Below are 20738 nucleotides of genomic sequence, written 5' to 3' on the forward strand. Positions count from 1 at the left end.
TTTTACAACCCCACTCGGTAATAGTTTTTTTTTTTGGGTGTGGGGGGCTGGTTTTTTTTTTTCCCCCCCGGCCCGCCCACCAGGATCCTGGTCGACGGCCGATCGGCGTTTCCGGGCGGTCTCCGCACGGTCAGCGCGGCCCGGGGCCGTCCTCGGCGGCGGGGCCGTCGTTCTCGCCGACCGGGGCCCCGTCCGTGCCCTCGGCGCCGGCGTCCGGGCCGGAGCCGTTCACCGGCGCGGACGCGGCGTGCGCGCCGGTGGGCCGGGGCTCCTGCGGTGCCGGGGGCTCGACCAGCCACTCCGGGTTGCTGTGCCGGCGCCACCACTGCCAGGCCACGATGCCGCCGCCGATCGCCAGCAGACCGGCCACGGCCAGGCCGGTGGCCAGGCGGTTGCAGTCCTTCTTCCTGGCGTTCCGGGCGGCCAGCTCGCTGATCTCGGCCGAGCTGACGTTGCCCTGGAGGGCGGTCAGCGCGGCGGCGCCGCGGGTCTGGGCCTCGTGGGCGACCGGGCCGACGGTGGCGCGGGCCTCCTCGACCGCCTGGGCGACCCTGGGGGCCACGGTGGTGCGGGCCTGGTCCGCGGCCCGGGCGGCGGACAGGCGGGCCGCCAGAGCGGCCTCCTGGGCCCGGTGGAGGGCCTTCAGGGCGTTCTGCTGGGCCTCCGGCGGCAGGCTGGCGAAGACGTGGCCGAATTGCGGGGCGAGATGCCTGTCGTACTGGATGCGGAGGTTGTGGGCGGCCAGCGCGGCCTTCGGGCCCAGGGCGTCCAAGGCGGGGCCGAGGCGCTGCTTGGCGCCGTCCGCGAAGTGTGCGGCGGTGTCCCGGGTCCTGGTGGCCGTCTCTCGGGCCGAATCCGAAAAGCTCACGAGTCTCTCTCCTCCTGGGTGGCGTCCTATATGCACATATCCACCTGAATGCTGATCATGCATCCTGATTTGTCCGACGGCAGGTCGGGGTGGGCCGTTCGCGGGGCCCGCGGGGTGGCGGGAGGGCGCGGGGCGGCGACGGGTGGGGGCGGAGGGGCGAGCGGTACCCGGGCCCCGCACGGCGGGCGGGCGGTTGTGGGGGAGCCGGCCCGGGAGCGGGGGTACGGCAGTAGGCTGGCGGTTTCGGAGGTCGTGTACGGGAAGGGGACTCCGCTGATGCTCCCGGACGAGCCGCGGCCGTCGGCCGATCGGTCCCCGGAGGCCGGTCCGCCCGGCTGCTACCGGCACCCGCAGACCCCCACCGGGGTCTCCTGCACCCGCTGCGAGCGGCCGATCTGCCCGCAGTGCATGGTGACCGCCTCGGTGGGCTTCCAGTGCCCGGAGTGCGTCGGCGACGGCCACGCCGGGACGCGTCGGGCGACCACCCGGTTCGGCGGCGCCCTGGCCGCCGACGGCGGGCTGGTCACCCGGGTGCTGATCGGCCTCAACGTCGTGGTCTGGGTGCTGGCGGCCTACGTGCTCACCCCGCGGCTGGGCCAGACCTGGTCGCTGTTCAGCGCGGGGCGGGACATCCTCGGCGGCCCGGCGGGCATCGCCGACGGCCCGGACCAGTGGTACCGGCTGCTGACCGCCACCTTCCTGCACCTGGAGTGGTGGCACGTCGGGATGAACATGCTGGTGCTGTTCTGGCTCGGCCCGACGCTGGAGGAGGCGCTCGGCCGGCTGCGCTTCCTGGCCCTGTACCTGGTCTCCGGTCTGGGCGGCAGCACCTTCGCCTTCCTGGTGGCCGGCGACTTGATGAACTCGGTGGGCGCCTCCGGGGCGGTCTTCGGGCTGATCGGCGCCACGATCGTGCTCCAGCTGCGGAACAGGGGCCCGCTCGGCCCGGCGATGGCGTTCCTGGTCTTCAACCTGGTCGTCACCTTCTCCCGCCCGGGCATCGACTGGCGGGCGCACGTCGGCGGGCTGGTGCTCGGCGCGCTGACCGCGGCCGGCCTGATGTACGCCCCGCGCGAGCGCCGCGACCTGGTCCAGGCGCTGGCGGTGGCGGGCGCGGTGGCGGTCGAGGCGGGGATGCTGCTGACCGGGATGGCCCTCTACGGGGCCTGACCGCCCGGACGTTTGTCCACAGCGGGTGCGGGGTTGTGCACAGGCTGTGCGGCCACCCGGTTGCGGACTGCTGTTCTACGCGTGTCCTGCTGTGCGGTTTTCTCGTTTCCGGGGAGTTGTGCACAGCTGTGCACGGCCCCGCCCGGGAAAGTTATCCACAGGCTGGGGAGACTTTTCCCCAGTGTGGATAACCATGTGGATAAGCACGCCAGTCCGATGGTGGGGACAAACGACCGGATTCCCGACCGGTTCCGGGCACGCCTGACCGCCGCCCCGGGACGAGCGATCCGGAGCGGCGGGAAACGGCTCGAATCGGAGCCTCAGGACGGGCGGGCCGTCACTTCCACTGGGTGGAGACGCCGAACCCTGCGGCGATGAAGCCGAAGCCGACCAGGATGTTCCAGTTCCGCCAGCTCTCGACCGGGTAGGTGCCGCTGGTCACGTAGTAGGTGACGATCCACACCAGGCCGATCAGGAACAGCGCCAGCATCAGTGGGGCGACCCAACTGCGGCCCGAACTGATCTTCACCGCGGCCGTCGTCGGCGGGGTGTAGTCGGACTTCTTGCGGAGTCGAGACTTCGGCACGAGGAGCTCTCCTGTCGATGCGCTGTGAGACCGCGCAGGGTGCAGCGGGTGGAATCGGCTGCGGTCGGCTGTGGAGAACGTCCTGGGGACCGCTCCGCCACATGCCACCGGCGTCCGTTAGCGTAGTGGCTCGGCGGGTCTTGAGGAGATAAGGGTACGGTGACTAATTTGTCGATTCCCCCTGAGTCGGCCCCTACCCGCGGTTCCGGCACCCGAATTGTCGGACGTGCCCTGACCTGCGCCGTCTTCGCGCTCGCCGGTCTGCTCTTCTACATCAGCGCGCAGACCGCCCGCGGCACCGACCTGCGGACCGACAACTCGCTGCTCAGCCTCGGCGACGTGGTCCGCCAGCGCAGCGCGCAGAACCAGCAGGCGCAGTCCCAGCTCGCCGACCTCCAGGCCCGCGCCCAGCAGCTCACCGAGCGGCAGGGCCACGACCCCGCCGACACCGCGCAGCTGGACGGCCTGCGCTCCGACGCCGCGCTGGAGCCGCTCCAGGGCGGCGGCCTGACCGTCACCCTCAACGACGCCCCGCCGAACGCCACCGCGCGCATCCCGGGGGTCCCCGAGCCCCGCGTCAACGACCTGGTCATCCACCAGCAGGACATCCAGGCCGTGGTCAACGCACTGTGGCGGGGCGGCGCCGAGGGCGTGCAGGTGATGGACCAGCGCCTGATCTCCACCAGCGCCGTCCGCTGCGTCGGCAACACCCTGCTCCTCCAGGGCCGGGTCTACTCCCCGCCGTACGTGGTCAAGGCGGTGGGCCGGACCGACGCCCTGCATTCGGCCGTCGACGCGGACCCGACGATCCGCAAGTACCTCCAGTACGTCCAGGCGTACGGGCTGGGCTGGAAGGTCCAGGAGAGCGGCGAGCTGAACCTGCCCGGCTACTCCGGCACCACCGAGCTGCGGTCGGCGGGCGGGCAGCAGTAGCGGACCGGCCCCGCGGCCGTGCACGGCGGGTCTACTCTTTAACCCAGTCCGCTACGTCGAGGGAGCACCATGTACGGCTGGATCTGGCGTCACCTCCCGGGGAACACCCTGGTCCGGGCCGTCATTTCGCTGCTCCTCGTCCTGGGGATCGTCTACCTCCTCTTCACCTACGTCTTCCCGTGGGCGGAACCGCTGCTCCCCTTCGGCGACGTCACAGTGGACGGCGGCGACGGCGCCGCGACCGGCTGAGCCGGCGGGCCCGGCACTCCCTTCCCGCACCGCACCCCACGGAGACCACGCGCGCATGACGACCCGGACGACCCCGCCCCGCATCCTGGTGGTGGACAACTACGACAGCTTCGTCTTCAACCTGGTCCAGTACCTGTACCAGCTCGGCGCCACCTGCGAGGTGGTGCGCAACGACGAGGTGACCGTCGAGCACGCCGTCCGCCGCTCCGGCGAGGAGGGCTTCGACGGAGTGCTGCTCTCCCCCGGGCCCGGCGCCCCCGAGGAGGCCGGGGTCTGCATCGAGATGGTGCACCACTGCGCGCGGATCGGCCTGCCGGTGTTCGGCGTCTGCCTGGGCCTCCAGTCGATCGCGGCCGCGTACGGCGCGGTGGTCGGCCGGGCGCCCGAGCTGCTGCACGGCAAGACCTCGCCGGTCGAGCACGAGGACGGCGGGGTCTTCGAGGGCCTGCCCTCGCCGCTGACCGCGACCCGCTACCACTCGCTCGCGGTCGAGCCCGCCACCGTGCCGGCCGAGCTGGTGGTCACCGCGCGCACCGGGAGCGGCGTGATCATGGGCCTGAGGCACCGTGAACTGCCCGTCGAGGGCGTGCAGTTCCACCCCGAGTCGGTGCTCACCGAGGGCGGGCACCGGATGCTCGCCAACTGGCTCGCGGAGTGCGGCTTCCCGCAGGCGGTCGACCGGTCGGCCGGGCTCGCCCCGGTGATCGGCCGGGGCTGACCGGCGTGACCGCGCTGCGTCCGGAGCGGCGCTTCCAGCCGGAGGCGGACCCGTACGGCACCGTGCAGCAGTACGGCGGGCCCGGGTACCCGGGCCAGGAGGACGGCACCGGCGGTGCGCCCTACCGGCAGCACCCGGGACAGACCGTGCCCGAGGACGCCTGGGGCGTCTACGAGCAGGCCCAGGAGCCCCTGGTGGACGGGCCCGAGTACCCCTGGCTGCCCGACCAGACCCTCCAGCTGCGGCTGCCCCCGGACCTCGGCGCGCCGGCCGCCGAACCGGCCCCCACCGGCGGCCGGGCCGAGCGCCGCCGCGCCGCCCAGGGCCGCACCTCGCTGCGCTCCGGCAACGGCCGGCGCCGGGCGGGCGGCCGCTCCGCCGGGCGGGTGCGTCCCAAGGAGTCCCTGCTCGTGGTGGCCGCCCGGGGCGTCGGCGAGCTGTGCATAACGCTCGGCGTGGTGATGCTGCTCTTCGTGGCGTACCAGCTCTGGTGGACCAACGTGCAGGCCGACGAGGCCGCCGACGGGGCCCGCAACAAGCTGGAGCAGCAGTTCAACGCGGTCGCCCCGCCCGTCCAGCCGGGCCAACCGGCCCCGGACCCGAACAAGCCCGAGGTGTTCGAGCCCGGCAAGGGCTTCGCCATCATCTACCTGCCCAAGCTGGGGCTGAAGTTCCCGATCGCCGAGGGCACCTCCAAGTCGGGGGTGCTCGACAACGGCCTGGTCGGCCACTACAGCGGCACCGGCATGCCGGGCGACAAGGCGGGCAACTTCGCGCTGGCGGCCCACCGCAACACCCACGGCGAGCCGTTCCGGTACATCAACCAGCTCGGCAAGGGCGACAAGATCGTGGTGGAGACCGCCGCCGGGTACTACACCTACGAGGTCACCGGGGGCATCCCGGAGACCTCCCCGAACAACGTGAGCGTGATCAAGCCGGTGCCGAACGGCGCCGGGTACACCGGTCCCGGCCGCTACATCACGCTGACGACGTGCACCCCGGAGTTCACCTCCAAGTTCCGTCTCATCGTCTTTGGCAAGATGATCGAGGAACGGCCGCGTGCCCAGGGCAAGCCGGCCGCGATCACGGGCGGGTAGCCGCCCGGCCGCCCGGCCCGGAGGGGGAACACCGCAGATGCAGGACGAGACCGCGCAGTCGGCCGAACCGGCGCAGGAGGCCTTCCCCCCGCCCGAGCCGCGGGCCGGGCGGGGCCGGATCCGGGCGCTGGCCGCGCTCGGCGTCTTCGGCGAGCTGCTGATCACCCTGGGCCTGGTGCTCGGCCTGTTCGTGGCCTACTCGCTGTGGTGGACCAACGTGCAGGCGGACCGCTCGGCCTCGGCGGCCGCGGACCGGCTGCGCGGCAGCTGGGCCGCGGGCCCGAACCCCGGCCCCCCGGCCGCCCCCGGCGATGCCCCGGCCCCCGGCGCGTCCGGTGCCCCCGGCGCCGCGCCCACGGCCGCGCCGAAGCAGTTCGCGATCGGGGACGACGTCGGCTTCCTGCACGTCCCGGCGATGGGCAGGGACTTCCAGGTGCTGATCCGGCTGGGCACCTCCACCGAGGTCCTGGACGACGGCGTGGCGGGCGTGTACGAGCAGCCGTACAAGGCCGCGATGCCCTGGGACCAGGAGGGCAACTTCGCGCTGGCCGCCCACCGGGACGGCCACGGCGCCAAGTTCCACGACCTGGACGCCGTCCACCAGGGCGACGCGGTCGTGGTCGAGACCCAGGACAAGTGGTACGTCTACAAGGTCGACAGCACCCTGGCGGAGACGTCCAAGTACGACACCGGCATCGTGGCGCCCGTCCCGGCCCGCTCCGGCTACGCCGGGCCCGGCCGCTACATCACGCTGACCACCTGCACGCCGGTGTACACCTCGCGCTACCGGATGGCCGTCTGGGGCAGCCTGGTGCGGGTGGACGACATGGACGCCAAGCGCACCCCGCCGCCGGAGCTGCGGCGCCCCTGAGGCCCCTCACGGGCCTCCTCGGGACCTCCCGGGGACCCTTCCGGGGGCTGGGTACGGAACGCCCGAGGGCCCGCCGCAAGCGTTGCGGCGGGCCCTCGGGCGTGCTCCGTGCTGCTGGTCCCCCGGTTCAGCCGAACCAGGGGAATATCGGAGGCTTAGTGGTCCCCTTTGGGGGGTGTGGTGGTGGGGTCGCCCCCTTTGGGCGGCTCGGCCGCCTTGGTGTACAGCTGGATCTGGGTGTTCGGGTCGACCGCGGTGCCGGCCGGCGGGTTGGTCTGCTGCACCGTCGCGTTCGGGTCGGCGGGGCCGCTGACCACGACGTAGGTCAGGCCCAGCGCCTTCAGCTGGTTGGCGGCGTCGCCCAGCTTGACGTTCGCCAGCGGCGGGACCTGGGGCTTGTCCTGCGCCTTGAAGACGGTCAGCGAGATCTTGGAGTTGGCCGGGGCCTTGGTGTTGGCCGTGACCGACTGGAAGGAGACGGTGTTGACCTTGCTCGGGTCGGGGGCCGGCGCGGTCTTCGAGGCGTCCACCTGGAAGCCGAGGCCCTGGAGGGTGGCCACCGCGTCCTCCTTCTGGGCGCCGACCACGTTCGGCACGTTCACCTTGGCCTTGCCCTGCGACACGGTCAGCTTGATCGCGGCGCTCGGGTCGACGGCCGCGTTGGCCGCCGGGTCCTGGGCGGTGACGGTGTCCTGCGCGGCGTTGTCGTCGTCCTTGTACTCGGTGGTGACGTTGGTGAAGCCGAGGTCGGCGAGCGCCTTGACGGCCTGGTCCTTGGGCTTGCCGACCACGCCGGGGACCTGCGCCTTGGCCGGTCCCGAGGAGACCTGCACCGTGATGGTGGACGTCTCCGCGACCTGGGTGCCCGGCGTCGGGGTCTGGGTGCAGACCTGGTCCTTCTTGACGTTGGTGTCCGGGCAGGCGATCTTGTCGCCCTCGGTCACCACGAGCTTGGGGCCGACCCCGGCGGCGGCCGTCTTGGCCTCGGCCAGGGTCTTGCCGACCAGGTTCGGGACGGTGACCTTCGCGGGCTCCTTGGTGCCCTTGTCGCCGAACATCGCCTGGGCGACGAAGAAGGTGCCGACCAGGACCAGCACGGCCGCCACCGCCAGCACGACCCAGGAGGTGTTGCTCTTCTTCGGCGGGTCCTCGCCCCGCCGGCCGCCGCCGCGGCCGTAGCCGTCGTCGTAGCCGTCGTTGCCGCCGCCCGCGGCGCCGGCGTAGGTCTGGCCGTAGCCGTCGTCCTGGTAGCCGCCCTGCTGCCCGTAGCCGGGCTGCCCGGAGGCCTGCGGCAGGACGGTGGTCGGGCCGCCGCCGGGCTGCTGCGGCAGCACGTTGGTCTGCCCGTACGGGTCGTGCTGCTGCGGGTAGCCGTTCTGGTCGTAGCCGTACCCGGCCGCGCCCATGCCGTACGCGGCCTGCTGGGCGGCGGCCACCGGCAGGCCGTCGAGGAAGCGCTCGATGTCGTCGCGCATCTCGTCGGCGGTCTGGTAGCGGTAGTCGCGGTCCTTGGCGAGCGCCTTCAGCACGATCGCGTCGACCTCGGGGCGCACCTCGGGGTCGAAGACGGACGGCGGCTGCGGCTCCTCCCGGACGTGCTGGTAGGCCACCGCGACCGGCGAGTCGCCGACGAACGGCGGGCGCACGGTCAGCAGCTCGTAGAGCAGGCAGCCGGTGGAGTAGAGGTCGGAGCGGGCGTCGACCTGCTCGCCCTTGGCCTGCTCGGGGGAGAGGTACTGGGCGGTGCCGATGACGGCCGAGGTCTGCGTCATGGTCATACCGGCGTCACCCATCGCACGGGCGATGCCGAAGTCCATGACCTTGACGTTGCCCTGCCGGGTCAGCATCACGTTGGCCGGCTTGATGTCGCGGTGCACGATGCCGGCCCGGTGCGAGTACTCCAGGGCCTGGAGGATGCCGATGGTCATCTCCAGGGCGCGCTCGGGCAGCAGCCGGCGGCCGGAGTGCAGCAGCTCGCGCAGCGTGGACCCCTCGACGTACTCCATCACGATGTACGGGATGGAGATGCCGTCGATGTAGTCCTCGCCGGTGTCGTACACGGCGACGATCGCGGGATGGTTCAGGGACGCGGCCGACTGCGCCTCGCGGCGGAAGCGGGCCTGGAACGACGGATCCCGGGCCATGTCGGCCCGGAGCGTCTTCACTGCGACGGAGCGGCCGAGTCGGGTGTCATGGGCGAGGTACACCTCGGCCATGCCGCCGCGTCCTAGGACGCCGCCGAGCTCGTACCTGCCGCCGAGGCGACGAGGCTCTTCCATAGTTCAGACCCTCTCCCTCACCCGCCGGTGAGGTTGTGACGTAGGTGTCCCCGCACGCTCTGGGTGACGCCGCGCGGTCCGCGACCGGTTCTCCGGCCGAGCCGTGCGGTGCCTCGCGGGCGGCAACGGGCACACCCGCTGCTGGCGGATACGCTACCGGTCGCACCGCACCGGACCGGAGTCAGCCGTCGGCCGATATCAGACCGGTATCCGGACGGGGCCGGCGATCGTGACGTTCCCCTCACCTCGGATCCACGCTCCTACTTGCCGAGAGCGGCCTGCATCACCGCCTTGGCGATCGGGGCCGCGAGCCGGCCGCCGCTGATGCCGTCGCGGTTCTGGGAACCGTCCTCGACCACCACCGCGACCGCGACCGACTGGCCGTCCGCGGTCTTGGCCCAGGAGGTGAACCAGGCGAAGGGCAGCCCCGCGTTGTCCTCGCCGTGCTGCGCGGTGCCGGTCTTGCCGCCGACCTGGAGGCCGGGGATCTTGGCGTTGGTGCCGGTGCCGTTCTCGACCACCGAGACCATCAGGTCCTGCATCTTCTGCGCGGTGGCCGGGCTCATCGGCTGGGAGAACTGCTTCTCGGTGTGCTTGGAGACGGTGGTCAGGGTGGCCGAGCGCTCCTGGTCGACCAGGTACGGCTGCATCAGGCTGCCGTTGTTGGCGATGGCGGCGGAGACCATGGCCATCTGGAGCGGGGTGGCGCGGGTGTCGTGCTGGCCGATCGAGTCCTGGGCGGTGCCGTCCAGGCTCGGGCTGTCCGGGAAGACGCTCTTCTCGGACCGGACCGGGGTGTCGATCGTGCTGTTGAAGCCGAACTTCTCGGCCTGCGCGCGCATCCGCTCCTTGCCCAGGTCCGCGCCCATCTTGGCGAAGACCGTGTTGCAGGACTGGTCCATCCCGGACTTGACGGTCGCGTTCTCGCAGCGCTCGTTCGGGCTCTCGTTCTTCAGCTGGGTGGTGGTGTTCGGCAGGATGTACGGCTCGGGCGTGTCCGTGGCGTCGTCGATGCTCTGGTACCGGCCGTTCTCGAACGCCGCGGTCGCGGTGACCAGCTTGAAGGTCGAGCCGGGCGGATAGGTCTCCTTCAGCGCCCGGTTGAGCATCGGCTTGTTCGGGTCCGCGTTGAGGTCCGTCCACGCCTTGGTGTCGGCGGCCTCGCCGCCGGCGAAGGTGCCGGGGTCGTAGGACGGGGTGGAGACCAGCCCGAGGATCGCGCCGGTCTTCGGGTCGAGGGCGACCACCGCGCCCTTCTTGTTGCCCATGGCGTCGAAGGCCGCCTTCTGGACCTTGGCGTTGATGGTGGTGACGACGTCGCCGCCGCGCTTCTGCTCGCCGGTCAGCATGTCCAGGGTGTTGCGGAAGAACAGCCGGTCGTCGGTCCCGGAGAGGATGCCGTCCTCCAGGTTCTCCAGCTGGTTGGAGCCGTAGGCCTGGGAGGAGTAGCCGGTCACCGGGGCGTACATCGGGCCGTCGACCCAGGAGCGCTTGTACTTGTAGCGCAGGCCGTCGACGAAGTCCGACTTCGTGACCGGCTGGCCGCTGACGATGATGTTGCCGCGCGGGTGGGCGTAGCGGTCGTACAGCTGGCGCTTGTTGTTCTTGTTGGTGGCCCAGGACTCGGCCTGGACGCCCTGCACCCAGTTGGTGCGCACCATCAGGGCCAGGATCAGGACGAGGCAGAAGATCGAGACCCGGCGGATCGGCTTGTTCATCGGGCGGGTCCTCCCTGGCCCTCGGTGGCGGCCGGGGCCGGTTCGGCCCCGGGCCGGCGGGCGCTGTCGCTGATCTTCAGCAGGATCGCGACCAGCGCCCAGTTGGCGACCACGGACGAACCGCCCTGGGCGAGGAACGGCATGGTCATACCGGTGAGCGGGATCAGCCCGGTGACACCGCCGGCCACGACGAACACCTGGATCGCCATCGCCGAGGAGAGGCCGACGGCGAACAGCTTGCCGAACGGGTCGCGGGCGGCGAGCGCGGTGCGCAGGCCGCGCTGCACCAGCAGCGCGTACAGCAGGAAGATCGCCATCAGGCCGGTCAGTCCGAGCTCCTCGCCGAAGGAGCCCAGGATGAAGTCGCTCTTGGCCGCGAAGGCGATCAGCCAGGAGCGGCCCTGGCCGAGGCCGGAGCCGGTGACCCCGCCCGAGCCGAGCGCCATCAGCGACTGGCCGATCTGCTCGGTGGCGCCCTTCGGCGGGTTCGCGCTGAAGGCGGCCATCGGGTCGAGCCAGGCGTCGATGCGGACCTTCACGTGGCTGGCGGTCGAGGCGACCGCGACGGCGCCGCCGACCGACATCAGCAGGCCGAACAGGATCCAGCTGGTCCGCTCGGTGGCGACGTAGAGCATCACCACGAACAGGCCGAAGAACAGGAAGGACGTGCCCAGGTCGTTCTCGAAGATCAGGATCAGCAGGCTGAGCAGCCAGATCACGACGATCGGGCCGAGGTCGCGGCCGCGCGGCAGGTACAGGCCCATGAACCGGCGGCTGGCCAGCGCCAGGGCGTCCCGCTTGACCATCAGGTAGCCGGCGAAGAACACCGTCAGGACGATCTTGGCGAACTCGCCCGGCTGGATGGAGAAGCTGCCCATCCGGATCCAGATCTTGGCGCCGAAGTCCTCCGCCCGGGACGGGAAGAAGGCCGGCGCGGCGAGCAGCACCAGGGCCACCACCATCGAGATGTAGGTGTAGCGCTGCAGCACCCGGTGGTCCTTCAGCAGCACCATCACCCCGATGAAGCCGGCGATCCCGAGGGCCGACCACATCAGCTGGTTCTCGGCCGCCGGGTAGTTGCCCCTGAGCAGCTTGCCCGCCTTGTCGAGCCGCCAGATCATCACCACCCCGAGCCCGTTCAGCAGGGTGGCGATCGGCAGCATCAGCGGGTCCGCGTACGGCGCGAAGCGGCGCACCAGCAGGTGCGCGACCACCGCCAGGGCGCCCATGCCGAGCCCGTAGCCGAGCATGCCGGTGGGCAGCTTGCCGTCCATCGCGAGGCCGACGTTGGCGTACGCGAGGACCGGCACCAGCACCGCGAAGACCAGCAGGGCCAGCTCGGTGTTGCGCCGGTTGGGCGTCTCCTGCGGGGAGATCGTGGTGTTGCCCCGGCGGCGGGGGACGGCGCGTTCAGCCGCACGGCGCCGGCCGGACCGGGTGGTTTCTTCGCTCAGGTCGTAGCTGCTCACGTGGTGACCGCTCCCTGACGGCCGGCAAGCCCGCTCGGGGCGGACCTATGTCGGATCACGGATGTCACTGCTTCGGGCAGGAGTTGGCCCGGCTGAGTTCCTCATCCGTCAGCGGAGCCTGGTCGCCCTGCGCGCCGGCCACCGGAGGGGTGGTGTTCGGCGCCGGGGCGGGTGCCCCCGGAGCGGTCGGCGTCGGCGTGCCCGAGGGCGAGGTGGTCGGTGTCGCCGCGGCCGGGCCGCGGTTCTTCTCGGTCGGGGTGGGCGTGGTGGCCAGGTACGCGGCCTGCACCGCCTGGGTGGCCGGCGGGGCGGCCGGGGCGGTCGCCCTCGCCGCCCGCTGGCAGAGCTGGACCCAGCCGTCGAGCTCGTTGACCGTGGACTGGGCGTCCTTCATGCTGCCGACCGAGATGGTCTTCTTCACGTGGACCTGCTGGTCCTCGGGCAGCCACTTCAGCTGGATCTTGCTGTACGAGGAGTGCACCGAGGACAGGCTCAGACCGGCCAGGTTCTGGTTGATGCCCTGGTAGATCGCGACGTGGTCGTCCTGGGTGCCGACGTAGTACTGGTCCTGGGTCCACCGGTAGCCGAACCAGCCGGCGCCGCCGAGCAGGCCGAGCGTGACCAGGACGGCCAGCGAGACGGTCAGGCCCTTGCGCTTGCGCTTCGCGGGCCGCTCCTCGTCGAAGTCCTCGGTGCCGTACACCGAGGGCTCGCCGGAGCCGTACTCGCCCTCGTACCCCTCGGCGGGGCCGAAGCCGCCGTGCGCGGCGCCGTAGCCCTCCTGGTAGCCCTCGGCCGGGCCGAAGGCGCCCTGCGGGCCGCGGCCGAGGCCGGCGGCGCGGCCGGCCGGGGTGTCCGCGATCGAGCGGTCGGCGGCGGCCGAGGACGGCGGGGCGTCGGCGACCGCGCCGACCACCACCGGGACGTCGTTGAACTGGCCGCTCATGGTGTCCGTGGCGCCGACGTCGATGACGTCCGCCACGATGCAGGTGATGTTGTCCGGACCGCCGCCGCGCAGCGCGAGCTGGATCAGCTCCTGCACGGTCTGCTCGGGCGCGTAGTAGCTGCCGAGGGTGTCCTGGAGGGTCTGGTGGCTGACCGGGCCGGAGAGGCCGTCGGAGCAGATCAGGTAGCGGTCGCCGGCCCGGACCTCGCGGATCGACAGGTCGGGCTCGACCTGGCCGCGGCCGTCCAGCGCCCGCATCAGCAGCGAGCGCTGCGGGTGGGTCTCGGCCTCCTCGGGCGTGATCCGGCCCTCGTCGACCAGGCGCTGCACCCAGGTGTGGTCCTGGGTGATCTGCACCAGGGAGCCGTCGCGCAGCAGGTAGGCGCGGGAATCGCCGACGTGCACCAGGCCCATCCGCTGACCCGTCCACAGCATGGCGGTCAGGGTGCAACCCATGCCCTCCAGCTGCGGGTCCTCCTCGACCATCAGCCGGAGCCGGTCGTTGGCGCCCTGGACGGCGTCGCCCAGCAGGGTCAGCAGGTCGGCGCCCGGCACGTCCTCGTCCAGCCGGACGATCGAGCCGAGCACCTCGGAGGACGCGACCTCGCCGGCCGCGGCACCGCCCATGCCGTCGGCCACGGCCAGCAGCCGCGGCCCGGCGTAGCCGGAGTCCTCGTTCCCCTCCCGGATCAGTCCCTTGTGGGAGCCGGCGGCGAAGCGCAGCACCAGGGTCATGCGACCTGTGCCCCCCTCTGGGTCATGGACGGGATGCTGTCCCTCATGCGCCAACTACTTCCGCAGTTCGATGACGGTCCTGCCGATACGGATCGGCATGCCCGGCTGGAGCGGGGTGGGCGCGGTCAGGCGCTGCCGGTCCAGATAGGTGCCGTTGGTGGAGCCTAGATCCTCGACCGTCCACTGCCCAGTCTGATCCGGATAGATCCTGGCATGCCGGGAGGACGCGTAGTCGTCGTCCAGCACGATGGTGGAGTCGTGCGCGCGGCCGAGCGTGATGGTCTGGCCCTGGAGCGCCACCGTGGTGCCGGCCAGCGAGCCCTGCACCACGACGAGCTGGGTCGGGCCGCCGCGACGGCGCCCCCCGCCGCCCTGGGTCTGGCCCGCCGCGGGGCCGGCCTGGGCCGGTGCCGCGGCACGCGCGGCGGTGGCGGCGGTCGCGGTGGCGGCGCCGCCGGCGGCCGTGGCGTTCGTGCCGCGACGGGAGGACCGCGGGTTCACCTTGGTGCCGAACAGGTCGCTGCGGATCACCTGGATCGCGACGATGACGAACAGCCACAGCACGGCCAGGAAGCCCAGCCGCATGACCGTGAGGGTCAGTTCTGACATGGCCGTCCCGCCAGTCGGTGAGCGAGGCGCGCGAACAATTCGGACACTACCCTTCGACCTGCCGGTAGACGATGGTGGTGGAGCCCACGACGATTCGAGAGCCGTCGCGGAGCGTAGCGCGCTGGGTGTGCTGTCCGTCCACCACGATGCCGTTGGTGGACCCCAGGTCGAGCACCATCGAGGGCGTGCCGGGCCGGATCTCGGCGTGCTTGCGGGAGACCCCGGGGTCGTCGATCCGCACGTCCGCCTCGGTCGACCGGCCGAGCACGCAGGCCGAGCCGGTGATCTGGTGCCGGGCGCCGTTCACCTCGACCCAGCGGCGCATCCCGGCGCCGCCGTGGCCGGCACCGGGGAAGGCCCGGACGTTGCCGCCGGCGGGCGCGGGCGGGCCGGGGGGCATCGCGGGGGGCGCGGCCGGCGGCGGGGGCGCGCTGTACTGGCCGGCGCCGGGCTGCTGCCACGGTGCGCCGGGGGCGGGAGCGGCCGGCGGACGGTCGTAGCCCGGCTGCGGCGGCGCGTACTGCTGCTGCGGGGGCTCCTCGGCCGCGAGGGTGCGGCTGCGCACCCGGTACAGCCCGGTGTCCAGATCGTCGGCCTTCTCCAGGTTCACCTGGAGCGGACCCATGAACGTGTACCGCTGGGCCTCCGCGTACTCGCGGACCATGCCGGCCAGCTCGGTGCCGAGCTGCCCGGAGTAGGGGCTGAGCCGCTCGTGGTCGTGCGGGCTCAGCTCGACGATGAAGTCGTTCGGCACGACGGTGCGGTCGCGGTTCCAGATGCTCGCGTTGTTGTCGCACTCGCGCTGCAGCGCTCCGGCGATCTCCACGGGCTGGACCTCGGACTTGAACACCTTGGCGAAGGTGCCGTTGACGAGACCCTCGAGCCGCTGCTCGAACTTCTTCAGCACTCCCATGGGGCACCCCCTTCCAGGGTTCGTTCGCCTGCCTGCCGGCCGGATCCCGCCCGGGACCCGGTCGCGCCTCCTACTTGCGGTACTTCCGTACTGATCGTATCCACGCCGGGCCCTTCCGTACGGTTCCCGGACCGTGTGGTGCCCGGGGGTGGGCTCGGACACACAGGGTGACGCATTTCGGGTACGGCACGCCAGGTGCGCCCGCCGGATCGCCCTTCCGGAAGTCGTACGGGCGTTCGTCGGGCATTGGTTCGGGTGTCACCGGGGTCCCCGGACAACGGATTCGGAGCAGCCCCCCAGGTCGTGCTAATGTTTTCCATGTCGGAAGGGCCGCCCGAAAGGGAGGCCGGTCCAAGGAAGTGCGAAGTACCGATGGTACCGAGCGCCTCGGAAGATCGGTCGGCAACGAGGACAACACCCATGCGCGGGTGGCGGAATAGGCAGACGCGCTGGATTCAGGTTCCAGTGCCCGAAAGGGCGTGGGGGTTCAACTCCCCCCTCGCGCACAGCGAAGCCCCGCAGATCTACGGATCTGCGGGGCTTTTTTGTCGTCCGCCCCCTGCCGACGGCCGCCGGCACCGGTGCCTTCGCCGGGCCGGGGCGGATCAGCCGCGGCTGGCCGGGAGTTCGGCGCGGACCTCGAAGCCGCCGTCCGGGGTCGGCCCGGCGGTGAGGGTGCCGCCCAGCAGCTGGGCTCGCTCGCGCAGGCCGACGAGCCCGTGGCCGCCGCCCGGCAGCGTCTCGGTGGGATGCACCGGCGGCGCGTCGTTGCGGACCTCGACCCGCAGCCGGCGGCCCTTCGCCCGGACCCGCACGTGCACCGCCGCCTCCGGGGCGTACTTGGTGATGTTGGTGAGCGCCTCCTGGACGGTGCGGTAGGCGGCCCGTTCGACCGCCTCCGGCCACGGGCGGTCGCCGGGGACCAGCTCGGAGTCGGCGGTCAGGCCGCTCTCCTCGATCAGCCGGGGCAGGTCGGCCAGCCGGGGCTGCGGGGCGAGCGGGGCGTCCGGCAGCCCGCCGGTGCCGCGCAGCACCCCGACCATCTGGCGCAGCTCGTCCAGGGTCCGCACGGACAGCTCGCGGATGGTGCGGGCGGCGGTCACGGCCGCCGGGTCGGGGCTGCTCACCTGGAGCGCTCCGGCCTGGATGCTGATCAGGCTGACCTGGTGCGAGACCACGTCGTGCATCTCCCGGGCCAGCCGGCCGCGCTCGCTGATCAGCACCCGCTCGGCCAGCAGCCGGCTCTCCCGCTCCTGGCCGCGGGTCAGCTCGTCCAGGCGGGCGGCCAGCTCCCGCCGGGTGCGGGCGAGCAGACCGGTGGCGGCCGGGCCGGCCGCCAGCATCACGGCCTGGATGGCGTCCAGCGCGGTGGTGCGGCTGAGGTCGAGGACGCCCTCGGGCAGCGGCCAGTGGAAGAACTCGACCAGGGCGAACAGGACGCCGCAGGGGATCACGATCCGGGGGCGGGGGCGCTCGGCGGCCACCGAGTAGACGGCCGTGATCGGGGCCAGCCAGATCTCGTCCACGAAGCTGCCCGGCATGGTGAGCAGCAGCACGGTCACCGGGAAGCGCCGGCGCCAGAACAGGGCGACGGCGGCCAGCGTGGACAGCGCCACCTGCCACCAGGCGGCCTCCCGGGCCACCAGGGCGGCGTCCAGCAGGGAGTAGAGGACGGGCAGCAGCAGCATCAGCCAGGGGGCGGTGCACCAGGCCGGCAGCCGTCTGGACGGCAGTTGGTCGGCGGTCGTCATGCCCCGTCGCCGGGCTTGGGCCGGACCAGCCCGGCCCGGTGGGCCAGGACGGCGGCCTGGACCCGGTTGGCGGCGCCGAGCTTGCCGAGGATCGCGCTGATGTGGTCCTTGACCGTGCCGGTGCCGAGGAAGAGCCGGTCGGCGATCTCGGCGTTGGACAGGCCCTCGCCGAGCAGCGCGAGCACGTCGAGCTCGCGGCCGGTGAGGGTGCGGGCGAGCGCGGTGGCCTCGGCGTCCGGGCCGCCGCCGTCCACGTAGCCGCCGATCACGGTGCGGGTGACGGTCGGGGAGAGGATGTTGCCGCCGGCCGCGAGCACCCGGACGGCGTGCACCAGCTGCTCGGGGGCGGTGTCCTTGAGCAGGAACCCGGCCGCGCCGGCCCGCAGCGCGGTGCCGATGTACTCGTCGGTGTCGAAGGTGGTGAGCATCGCCACGGCGGGCGGTTCGGGCAGGGCGCGCAGGCGGCGCAGCACCGAGATGCCGTCGAGGTCGGGCATCCGGATGTCGAGCAGCACCACGTGCGGGCGAAGCCGCTGGACGTGTTCCTCGGCCTGTCCGCCGGAGCAGTCGCCGACCACCTCCAGGTCGTCGGCGGAGCCGACGATCAGGCCCAGGCCGGAGCGGACCAGGATCTCGTCGTCGACGATCAGCACGCGGGTGGTGGTGATGGTGCCTCCTCGGTTCGGGCGGCCGGGTCGGGGCGGTCCGCGTGGGTCGTTTCGAGAGTAGGGGTTGTGCGAGTGGGGTGCCGAACGCCGGGGGCTGATCACCCCCGCCGTTCGGCGGGGGTGGGAATCCGCTACCCGGTTCACGCAATTCTCAGGTTCGGTGGGGAAACATGGAGTTGGCTGACCCTTTTCCGGCCGCATCCTCCAATCGGGCGGTCGGCCGGGTGAGGTCGCCGGTCAGTCCGTCGGGCCCGAGCGGGCGCCCGACGCCGGGCCGTTTGCGGATGCGCCCCACCATCTGATCGTTTGGAATTGAGCTGTGTCGTCCACTGTGAAGTCGGAGCCGTCCGCCACGTCCCACGGACCCCGGCCCGGCGACGTGCTGGACCGCTGGCGTCCGAGGGCCGCCGCGGCCTCCGTCTGGTACCTGCGGCTGATCGCGCTGCTGAACGTGGCGACGGTGCTCCTGGTGCCCTTCCGCGACCAGGTCTACGAGCACAACGAGGGCGAGTACTTCACCCCGTACCTGATGACCGCCGGCCTGGCCAGCGCGGTGCTGTCGGTGTTCCTCGCGATCGCGATGCGGCGGCGCAAGCGGGCCGCGTGGATCTTCAACACGGCGCTCGGCGGGATGTTCGCGCTGCTGTACCTGGCGGCCATGCTGGTGCCGGACGAGCGCTTCGACTCCCACCCGCTCAACTACGTCTCCACCGTCCTGACCTGCCTGTTCGTGCTGGCGCTGCTGATCGGGCGCAAGGAGTTCACGTCCAAGGGCGACAGCTCCAACCCGAAGACCGCGGCGGCCACCTTCGTCGCCGGGCTGGCGTTCGGCGGCGGGGTGGGCGCGCTGCTGGTCTGGCTGACCAACGAGCTGTCCGGCGCCGGCTTCTGGGACCTGTTCCGCTACTCGGTCGGCCGGATGATCACGATCACCCCGTCCGAGCACCTGCGCTCGGTGATCGCCGCGCCGACCTGGGTGAACGCCGCGATCAACGCGATGGGCGCGGTGCTCTTCCTGCTGGTGCTGTACGTGGCCTTCCGCAGCCCGCGCGGCAAGGAGCTGCTCACCGCCGAGGACGAGGCGCAGCTGCGCGGCCTGCTGGACAAGCAGGGCGAGCGGGACTCGCTCGGCTACTTCGCGCTGCGCCGGGACAAGGCGGTGATCTTCTCCCCCAGCGGCAAGGCGGCGGTCACCTACCGGGTGATCGGCGGCGTCTCGCTCGCCTCGGGCGACCCGATCGGCGACCCGGAGGCCTGGCCGGGCGCGATCGACGCCTGGCTGTCCGAGGCCCGTGAGCACGCCTGGGCGCCGGCCGTGATGGGCGCCTCCGAGGAGGCCGGGGTGATCTACGCCCGGCACGGGCTGGACGCGCTGGAGCTGGGCGACGAGGCGATCGTCGAGCTGGACGAGTTCTCGCTGGACGGCCGCGCGATGCGGGTGGTCCGACAGGCCTACAACCGGGTCAAGCGGGCCGGGTACACGGTGCGGATCCGCCGCCACGAGGACATCTCGGAGGAGGAGATGGCCGAGCTGGTGGCCAAGGCCGACGAGTGGCGCGACGGGGCCACCGAGCGCGGCTTCTCGATGGCCCTCGGCCGGCTCGGGGACCCGGGCGACGGCCGCTGCGTGATGCTGGAGTGCCACGACGGCGACGGCGAGCTCAAGGCGCTGCTCAGCTTCGTGCCGTGGGGCCCGGACGGGCTCTCGCTGGACCTGATGCGCCGGGCCCGGGACACCGAGAACGGCCTGATGGAGTTCATGGTCATCGAGCTGCTGCAGCGCGCCGAGGAGGTCGGGCTGAAGCGGGTCTCGCTGAACTTCGCGATGTTCCGCTCGGTCTTCGAACGCGGTTCGCGCCTCGGCGCCGGCCCGGTGCTGCGGCTGTGGCGTTCGGTCCTGGGATTCTTCTCGCGCTGGTGGCAGATCGAGTCGCTGTACCGCGCCAATGCCAAGTACCGGCCGATCTGGGAACCGCGCTACCTGCTCTTCGAGAAGAGCAGCGAGATTCCGCGGATCGGCATCGCGAGCGCGCGCGCCGAGGGTTTCATCGTCGCGCCGAGCCTGCCCGCCCTGTTCCGCCGCCGGCACGCCCGGGCCGCCGTGGTGGCGCCCCGGGTCCCGGTCGCGGCCCGGGACGGGAAGGGGTAGCCCTCCGTCGGGGGGCGGAGGGGGCCGGTCGGTCGAAAAGGGGGGCCGATGGGGGGATTGCCTCCCCCCAGAGGATGACCCCGCTCCACATCCGTGCCGATGTGGCTTTGTTAAGAGGCTTCTAATGTTGGAGTAGTCGAGAGTTCGGGGATTCGGAGAAAGTTGTGATTCACAGGACCCACGCGGGGGGCGTGCGAAAGGGGCCGCTGGCAATCGCCGGATCGGCCGCTGTCGCCGAGTGGGGAACGTTGTTCGCGACGGTCCGGGACACGGTGGTGCGAAAGAAGTTCGCCGCCGTTCCGCTGGCCACGGTCGCGACGTTTCTGATCCTGCTGTTCAGCATCGTCCAGCACCTGCCGGGCGGAGAGCGTTTCGTCAACAACATCGGGGTGGTGCGGGCGGCGCTGCCGCTGGACGTCTCGCTGCTGCGGACCCCGCTCTCGCTGTACGTGCCGGCGCTGGACCTTCCGGTCTGGGGGGCGCTGGCCCAGGTCTTCGTGGTCTTCGCGATCGCCGAAATCGTGCTCGGCCGGCGGATGACCCTGGTGGTCGCCTACACCTGCACCCTGGCGGGCACGCTGTTCGCCCGGGTCGGCGTGGCGATCGGGCCGCACCACCTGTTCGGCTTCCCGAAGTGGGTCGCCTACGTGCGGGACACCGGGCCCTCGGCCGCGGTGGTGGCGCTGGCGATCTGCATCGCGTTCCGCTGCCGGGCCTGGTTCACCGGCGGCCTGGTGGTGGCGGTGATGATCGGCGAGGCGGTGGTGCTGCCGAACCTGGCCGGCCTGGAGCACATGGTCGCGGTGGTCACCGCGCTGCTGATCGCCGTCTCGGTCGAGGTCTTCGGGGACTTCTGGCCGAGGGTGCTGGCCGGGGTCGGCGCCGCCGCCTCGGTGGCCGCGGCCGCCTCGCGGGAGGTCGCGGTGGAGGCCCGGCGGCGCCGCTCGGCGGGCGCCGTCATCCCCTGACGGGTGCCGACGACGTTCCACCGGCCGCGTACGGGTGCCCG

18 protein-coding genes and 1 tRNA gene are annotated in these 20738 nt (G+C 72.0%); 9 read left to right on the forward strand and 10 right to left on the reverse strand.

Going from position 1 to position 20738, the window contains the following annotated elements:
* Nucleotides 1-130: 130 nt before the first annotated feature.
* The gene (locus tag ACFWJ4_RS32265) at nucleotides 131-868 is read right to left on the reverse strand and encodes a DUF5324 family protein (protein ID WP_380550387.1); all 738 of its coding nucleotides are present in this window, start codon (nucleotides 866-868) and stop codon (nucleotides 131-133) included.
* A gap of 276 nt (nucleotides 869-1144) precedes the next feature.
* On the opposite strand from ACFWJ4_RS32265, the gene ACFWJ4_RS32270 reads away from it, so the two are divergent.
* The gene (locus ACFWJ4_RS32270) at nucleotides 1145-2038 is read left to right on the forward strand and encodes a rhomboid family intramembrane serine protease (RefSeq protein WP_380550390.1); all 894 of its coding nucleotides are present in this window, start codon (nucleotides 1145-1147) and stop codon (nucleotides 2036-2038) included.
* Nucleotides 2039-2375: 337 nt separating this feature from the next.
* Here the strand turns inward: ACFWJ4_RS32270 and crgA are convergent, their stop codons facing one another.
* Nucleotides 2376-2624, reverse strand: coding sequence for a cell division protein CrgA (gene crgA / locus ACFWJ4_RS32275; RefSeq protein WP_224283164.1), 249 nt, complete (start codon nucleotides 2622-2624; stop codon nucleotides 2376-2378).
* Between the two features lie 168 nt (nucleotides 2625-2792).
* Between crgA and ACFWJ4_RS32280 the strand changes: the two genes are divergently transcribed.
* From ACFWJ4_RS32280 to ACFWJ4_RS32300, 5 genes are all read left to right on the forward strand, one after another.
* Nucleotides 2793-3557, forward strand: a complete 765-nt coding sequence (locus ACFWJ4_RS32280) for a DUF881 domain-containing protein (RefSeq protein ID WP_380550393.1) — start codon at nucleotides 2793-2795, stop codon at nucleotides 3555-3557.
* A 69-nt stretch (nucleotides 3558-3626) separates the two neighbouring features.
* Entirely contained in the window at nucleotides 3627-3806 is a 180-nt protein-coding gene (locus ACFWJ4_RS32285) for a hypothetical protein (RefSeq protein WP_049656795.1), read from the forward strand.
* Nucleotides 3807-3861: 55 nt separating this feature from the next.
* Complete coding sequence (locus ACFWJ4_RS32290) at nucleotides 3862-4524, forward strand: aminodeoxychorismate/anthranilate synthase component II (RefSeq protein ID WP_359912219.1); 663 nt, start codon at nucleotides 3862-3864, stop codon at nucleotides 4522-4524.
* A 5-nt stretch (nucleotides 4525-4529) separates the two neighbouring features.
* Nucleotides 4530-5621, forward strand: coding sequence for a class E sortase (locus tag ACFWJ4_RS32295; protein WP_380550396.1), 1092 nt, complete (start codon nucleotides 4530-4532; stop codon nucleotides 5619-5621).
* 37 nt (nucleotides 5622-5658) lie between these two features.
* Nucleotides 5659-6492: a class E sortase gene (locus ACFWJ4_RS32300; RefSeq protein ID WP_380550399.1), complete on the forward strand. Its 834-nt coding sequence runs from the start codon at nucleotides 5659-5661 to the stop codon at nucleotides 6490-6492.
* Between the two features lie 155 nt (nucleotides 6493-6647).
* Here ACFWJ4_RS32300 and pknB read toward each other — a convergent pair whose 3' ends face one another.
* The 6 genes from pknB to ACFWJ4_RS32330 form a co-directional block, all read right to left on the reverse strand.
* Entirely contained in the window at nucleotides 6648-8771 is a 2124-nt protein-coding gene (gene pknB, locus ACFWJ4_RS32305; RefSeq protein ID WP_380550402.1) for a Stk1 family PASTA domain-containing Ser/Thr kinase, read from the reverse strand.
* Nucleotides 8772-9031: 260 nt separating this feature from the next.
* Nucleotides 9032-10489 carry a peptidoglycan D,D-transpeptidase FtsI family protein gene (locus ACFWJ4_RS32310; RefSeq protein ID WP_380550405.1) on the reverse strand — a complete coding sequence of 486 codons (1458 nt, stop codon included), beginning with the start codon at nucleotides 10487-10489 and terminating at the stop codon, nucleotides 9032-9034.
* The gene (locus ACFWJ4_RS32315) at nucleotides 10486-11865 is read right to left on the reverse strand and encodes an FtsW/RodA/SpoVE family cell cycle protein (RefSeq protein WP_359912237.1); all 1380 of its coding nucleotides are present in this window, start codon (nucleotides 11863-11865) and stop codon (nucleotides 10486-10488) included. The genes ACFWJ4_RS32310 and ACFWJ4_RS32315 overlap by 4 nt, the downstream gene beginning before the upstream one ends.
* Before the next feature lie 157 nt (nucleotides 11866-12022).
* Entirely contained in the window at nucleotides 12023-13639 is a 1617-nt protein-coding gene (locus ACFWJ4_RS32320) for a protein phosphatase 2C domain-containing protein (RefSeq protein WP_359912205.1), read from the reverse strand.
* 54 nt (nucleotides 13640-13693) lie between these two features.
* Nucleotides 13694-14248, reverse strand: coding sequence for an FHA domain-containing protein (locus ACFWJ4_RS32325; RefSeq protein ID WP_359912202.1), 555 nt, complete (start codon nucleotides 14246-14248; stop codon nucleotides 13694-13696).
* A 46-nt stretch (nucleotides 14249-14294) separates the two neighbouring features.
* Nucleotides 14295-15161 carry a DUF3662 and FHA domain-containing protein gene (locus tag ACFWJ4_RS32330; protein WP_359912199.1) on the reverse strand — a complete coding sequence of 289 codons (867 nt, stop codon included), beginning with the start codon at nucleotides 15159-15161 and terminating at the stop codon, nucleotides 14295-14297.
* 422 nt (nucleotides 15162-15583) lie between these two features.
* Between ACFWJ4_RS32330 and ACFWJ4_RS32335 the strand changes: the two genes are divergently transcribed.
* Nucleotides 15584-15667, forward strand: a tRNA-Leu gene (locus ACFWJ4_RS32335).
* A gap of 99 nt (nucleotides 15668-15766) precedes the next feature.
* Here ACFWJ4_RS32335 and ACFWJ4_RS32340 read toward each other — a convergent pair.
* Nucleotides 15767-16912, reverse strand: a complete 1146-nt coding sequence (locus ACFWJ4_RS32340; RefSeq protein WP_380550408.1) for a sensor histidine kinase — start codon at nucleotides 16910-16912, stop codon at nucleotides 15767-15769.
* Entirely contained in the window at nucleotides 16909-17559 is a 651-nt protein-coding gene (locus tag ACFWJ4_RS32345; RefSeq protein ID WP_359912234.1) for a response regulator transcription factor, read from the reverse strand. Before ACFWJ4_RS32345 ends, ACFWJ4_RS32340 begins: the two co-directional genes overlap by 4 nt.
* A gap of 340 nt (nucleotides 17560-17899) precedes the next feature.
* On the opposite strand from ACFWJ4_RS32345, the gene ACFWJ4_RS32350 reads away from it, so the two are divergent.
* Both ACFWJ4_RS32350 and ACFWJ4_RS32355 read left to right on the forward strand, forming a co-directional pair.
* Nucleotides 17900-19729 carry a phosphatidylglycerol lysyltransferase domain-containing protein gene (locus ACFWJ4_RS32350; RefSeq protein WP_380550411.1) on the forward strand — a complete coding sequence of 610 codons (1830 nt, stop codon included), beginning with the start codon at nucleotides 17900-17902 and terminating at the stop codon, nucleotides 19727-19729.
* Between the two features lie 275 nt (nucleotides 19730-20004).
* Nucleotides 20005-20697 (forward strand): hypothetical protein, encoded by a 693-nt coding sequence (locus tag ACFWJ4_RS32355; protein WP_359912193.1) that lies wholly within the window; start codon nucleotides 20005-20007, stop codon nucleotides 20695-20697.
* Nucleotides 20698-20738: the final 41 nt, after the last annotated feature.

This window comes from Kitasatospora sp. NPDC127067, from assembly GCF_042724755.1.
Classification (GTDB): Bacteria; Actinomycetota; Actinomycetes; order Streptomycetales; family Streptomycetaceae; genus Kitasatospora; species Kitasatospora lactacystinica.

Excerpts from the sequence above, each read along its gene's own strand:
- ACFWJ4_RS32270 (WP_380550390.1), top strand. The coding sequence starts at position 1,145 with ATGCTCCCGGACGAGCCGCGGCCGTCGGCCGATCGGTCCCCGGAGGCC.
- ACFWJ4_RS32285 (WP_049656795.1), top strand. The coding sequence starts at position 3,627 with ATGTACGGCTGGATCTGGCGTCACCTCCCGGGGAACACCCTGGTCCGG.
- ACFWJ4_RS32290 (WP_359912219.1), top strand. The coding sequence starts at position 3,862 with ATGACGACCCGGACGACCCCGCCCCGCATCCTGGTGGTGGACAACTAC.
- ACFWJ4_RS32300 (WP_380550399.1), top strand. The coding sequence starts at position 5,659 with ATGCAGGACGAGACCGCGCAGTCGGCCGAACCGGCGCAGGAGGCCTTC.
- pknB (WP_380550402.1), bottom strand. The coding sequence starts at position 8,771 with ATGGAAGAGCCTCGTCGCCTCGGCGGCAGGTACGAGCTCGGCGGCGTC.
- ACFWJ4_RS32310 (WP_380550405.1), bottom strand. The coding sequence starts at position 10,489 with ATGAACAAGCCGATCCGCCGGGTCTCGATCTTCTGCCTCGTCCTGATC.
- ACFWJ4_RS32320 (WP_359912205.1), bottom strand. The coding sequence starts at position 13,639 with ATGACCCTGGTGCTGCGCTTCGCCGCCGGCTCCCACAAGGGACTGATC.
- ACFWJ4_RS32325 (WP_359912202.1), bottom strand. The coding sequence starts at position 14,248 with ATGTCAGAACTGACCCTCACGGTCATGCGGCTGGGCTTCCTGGCCGTG.
- ACFWJ4_RS32330 (WP_359912199.1), bottom strand. The coding sequence starts at position 15,161 with ATGGGAGTGCTGAAGAAGTTCGAGCAGCGGCTCGAGGGTCTCGTCAAC.
- ACFWJ4_RS32340 (WP_380550408.1), bottom strand. The coding sequence starts at position 16,912 with ATGACGACCGCCGACCAACTGCCGTCCAGACGGCTGCCGGCCTGGTGC.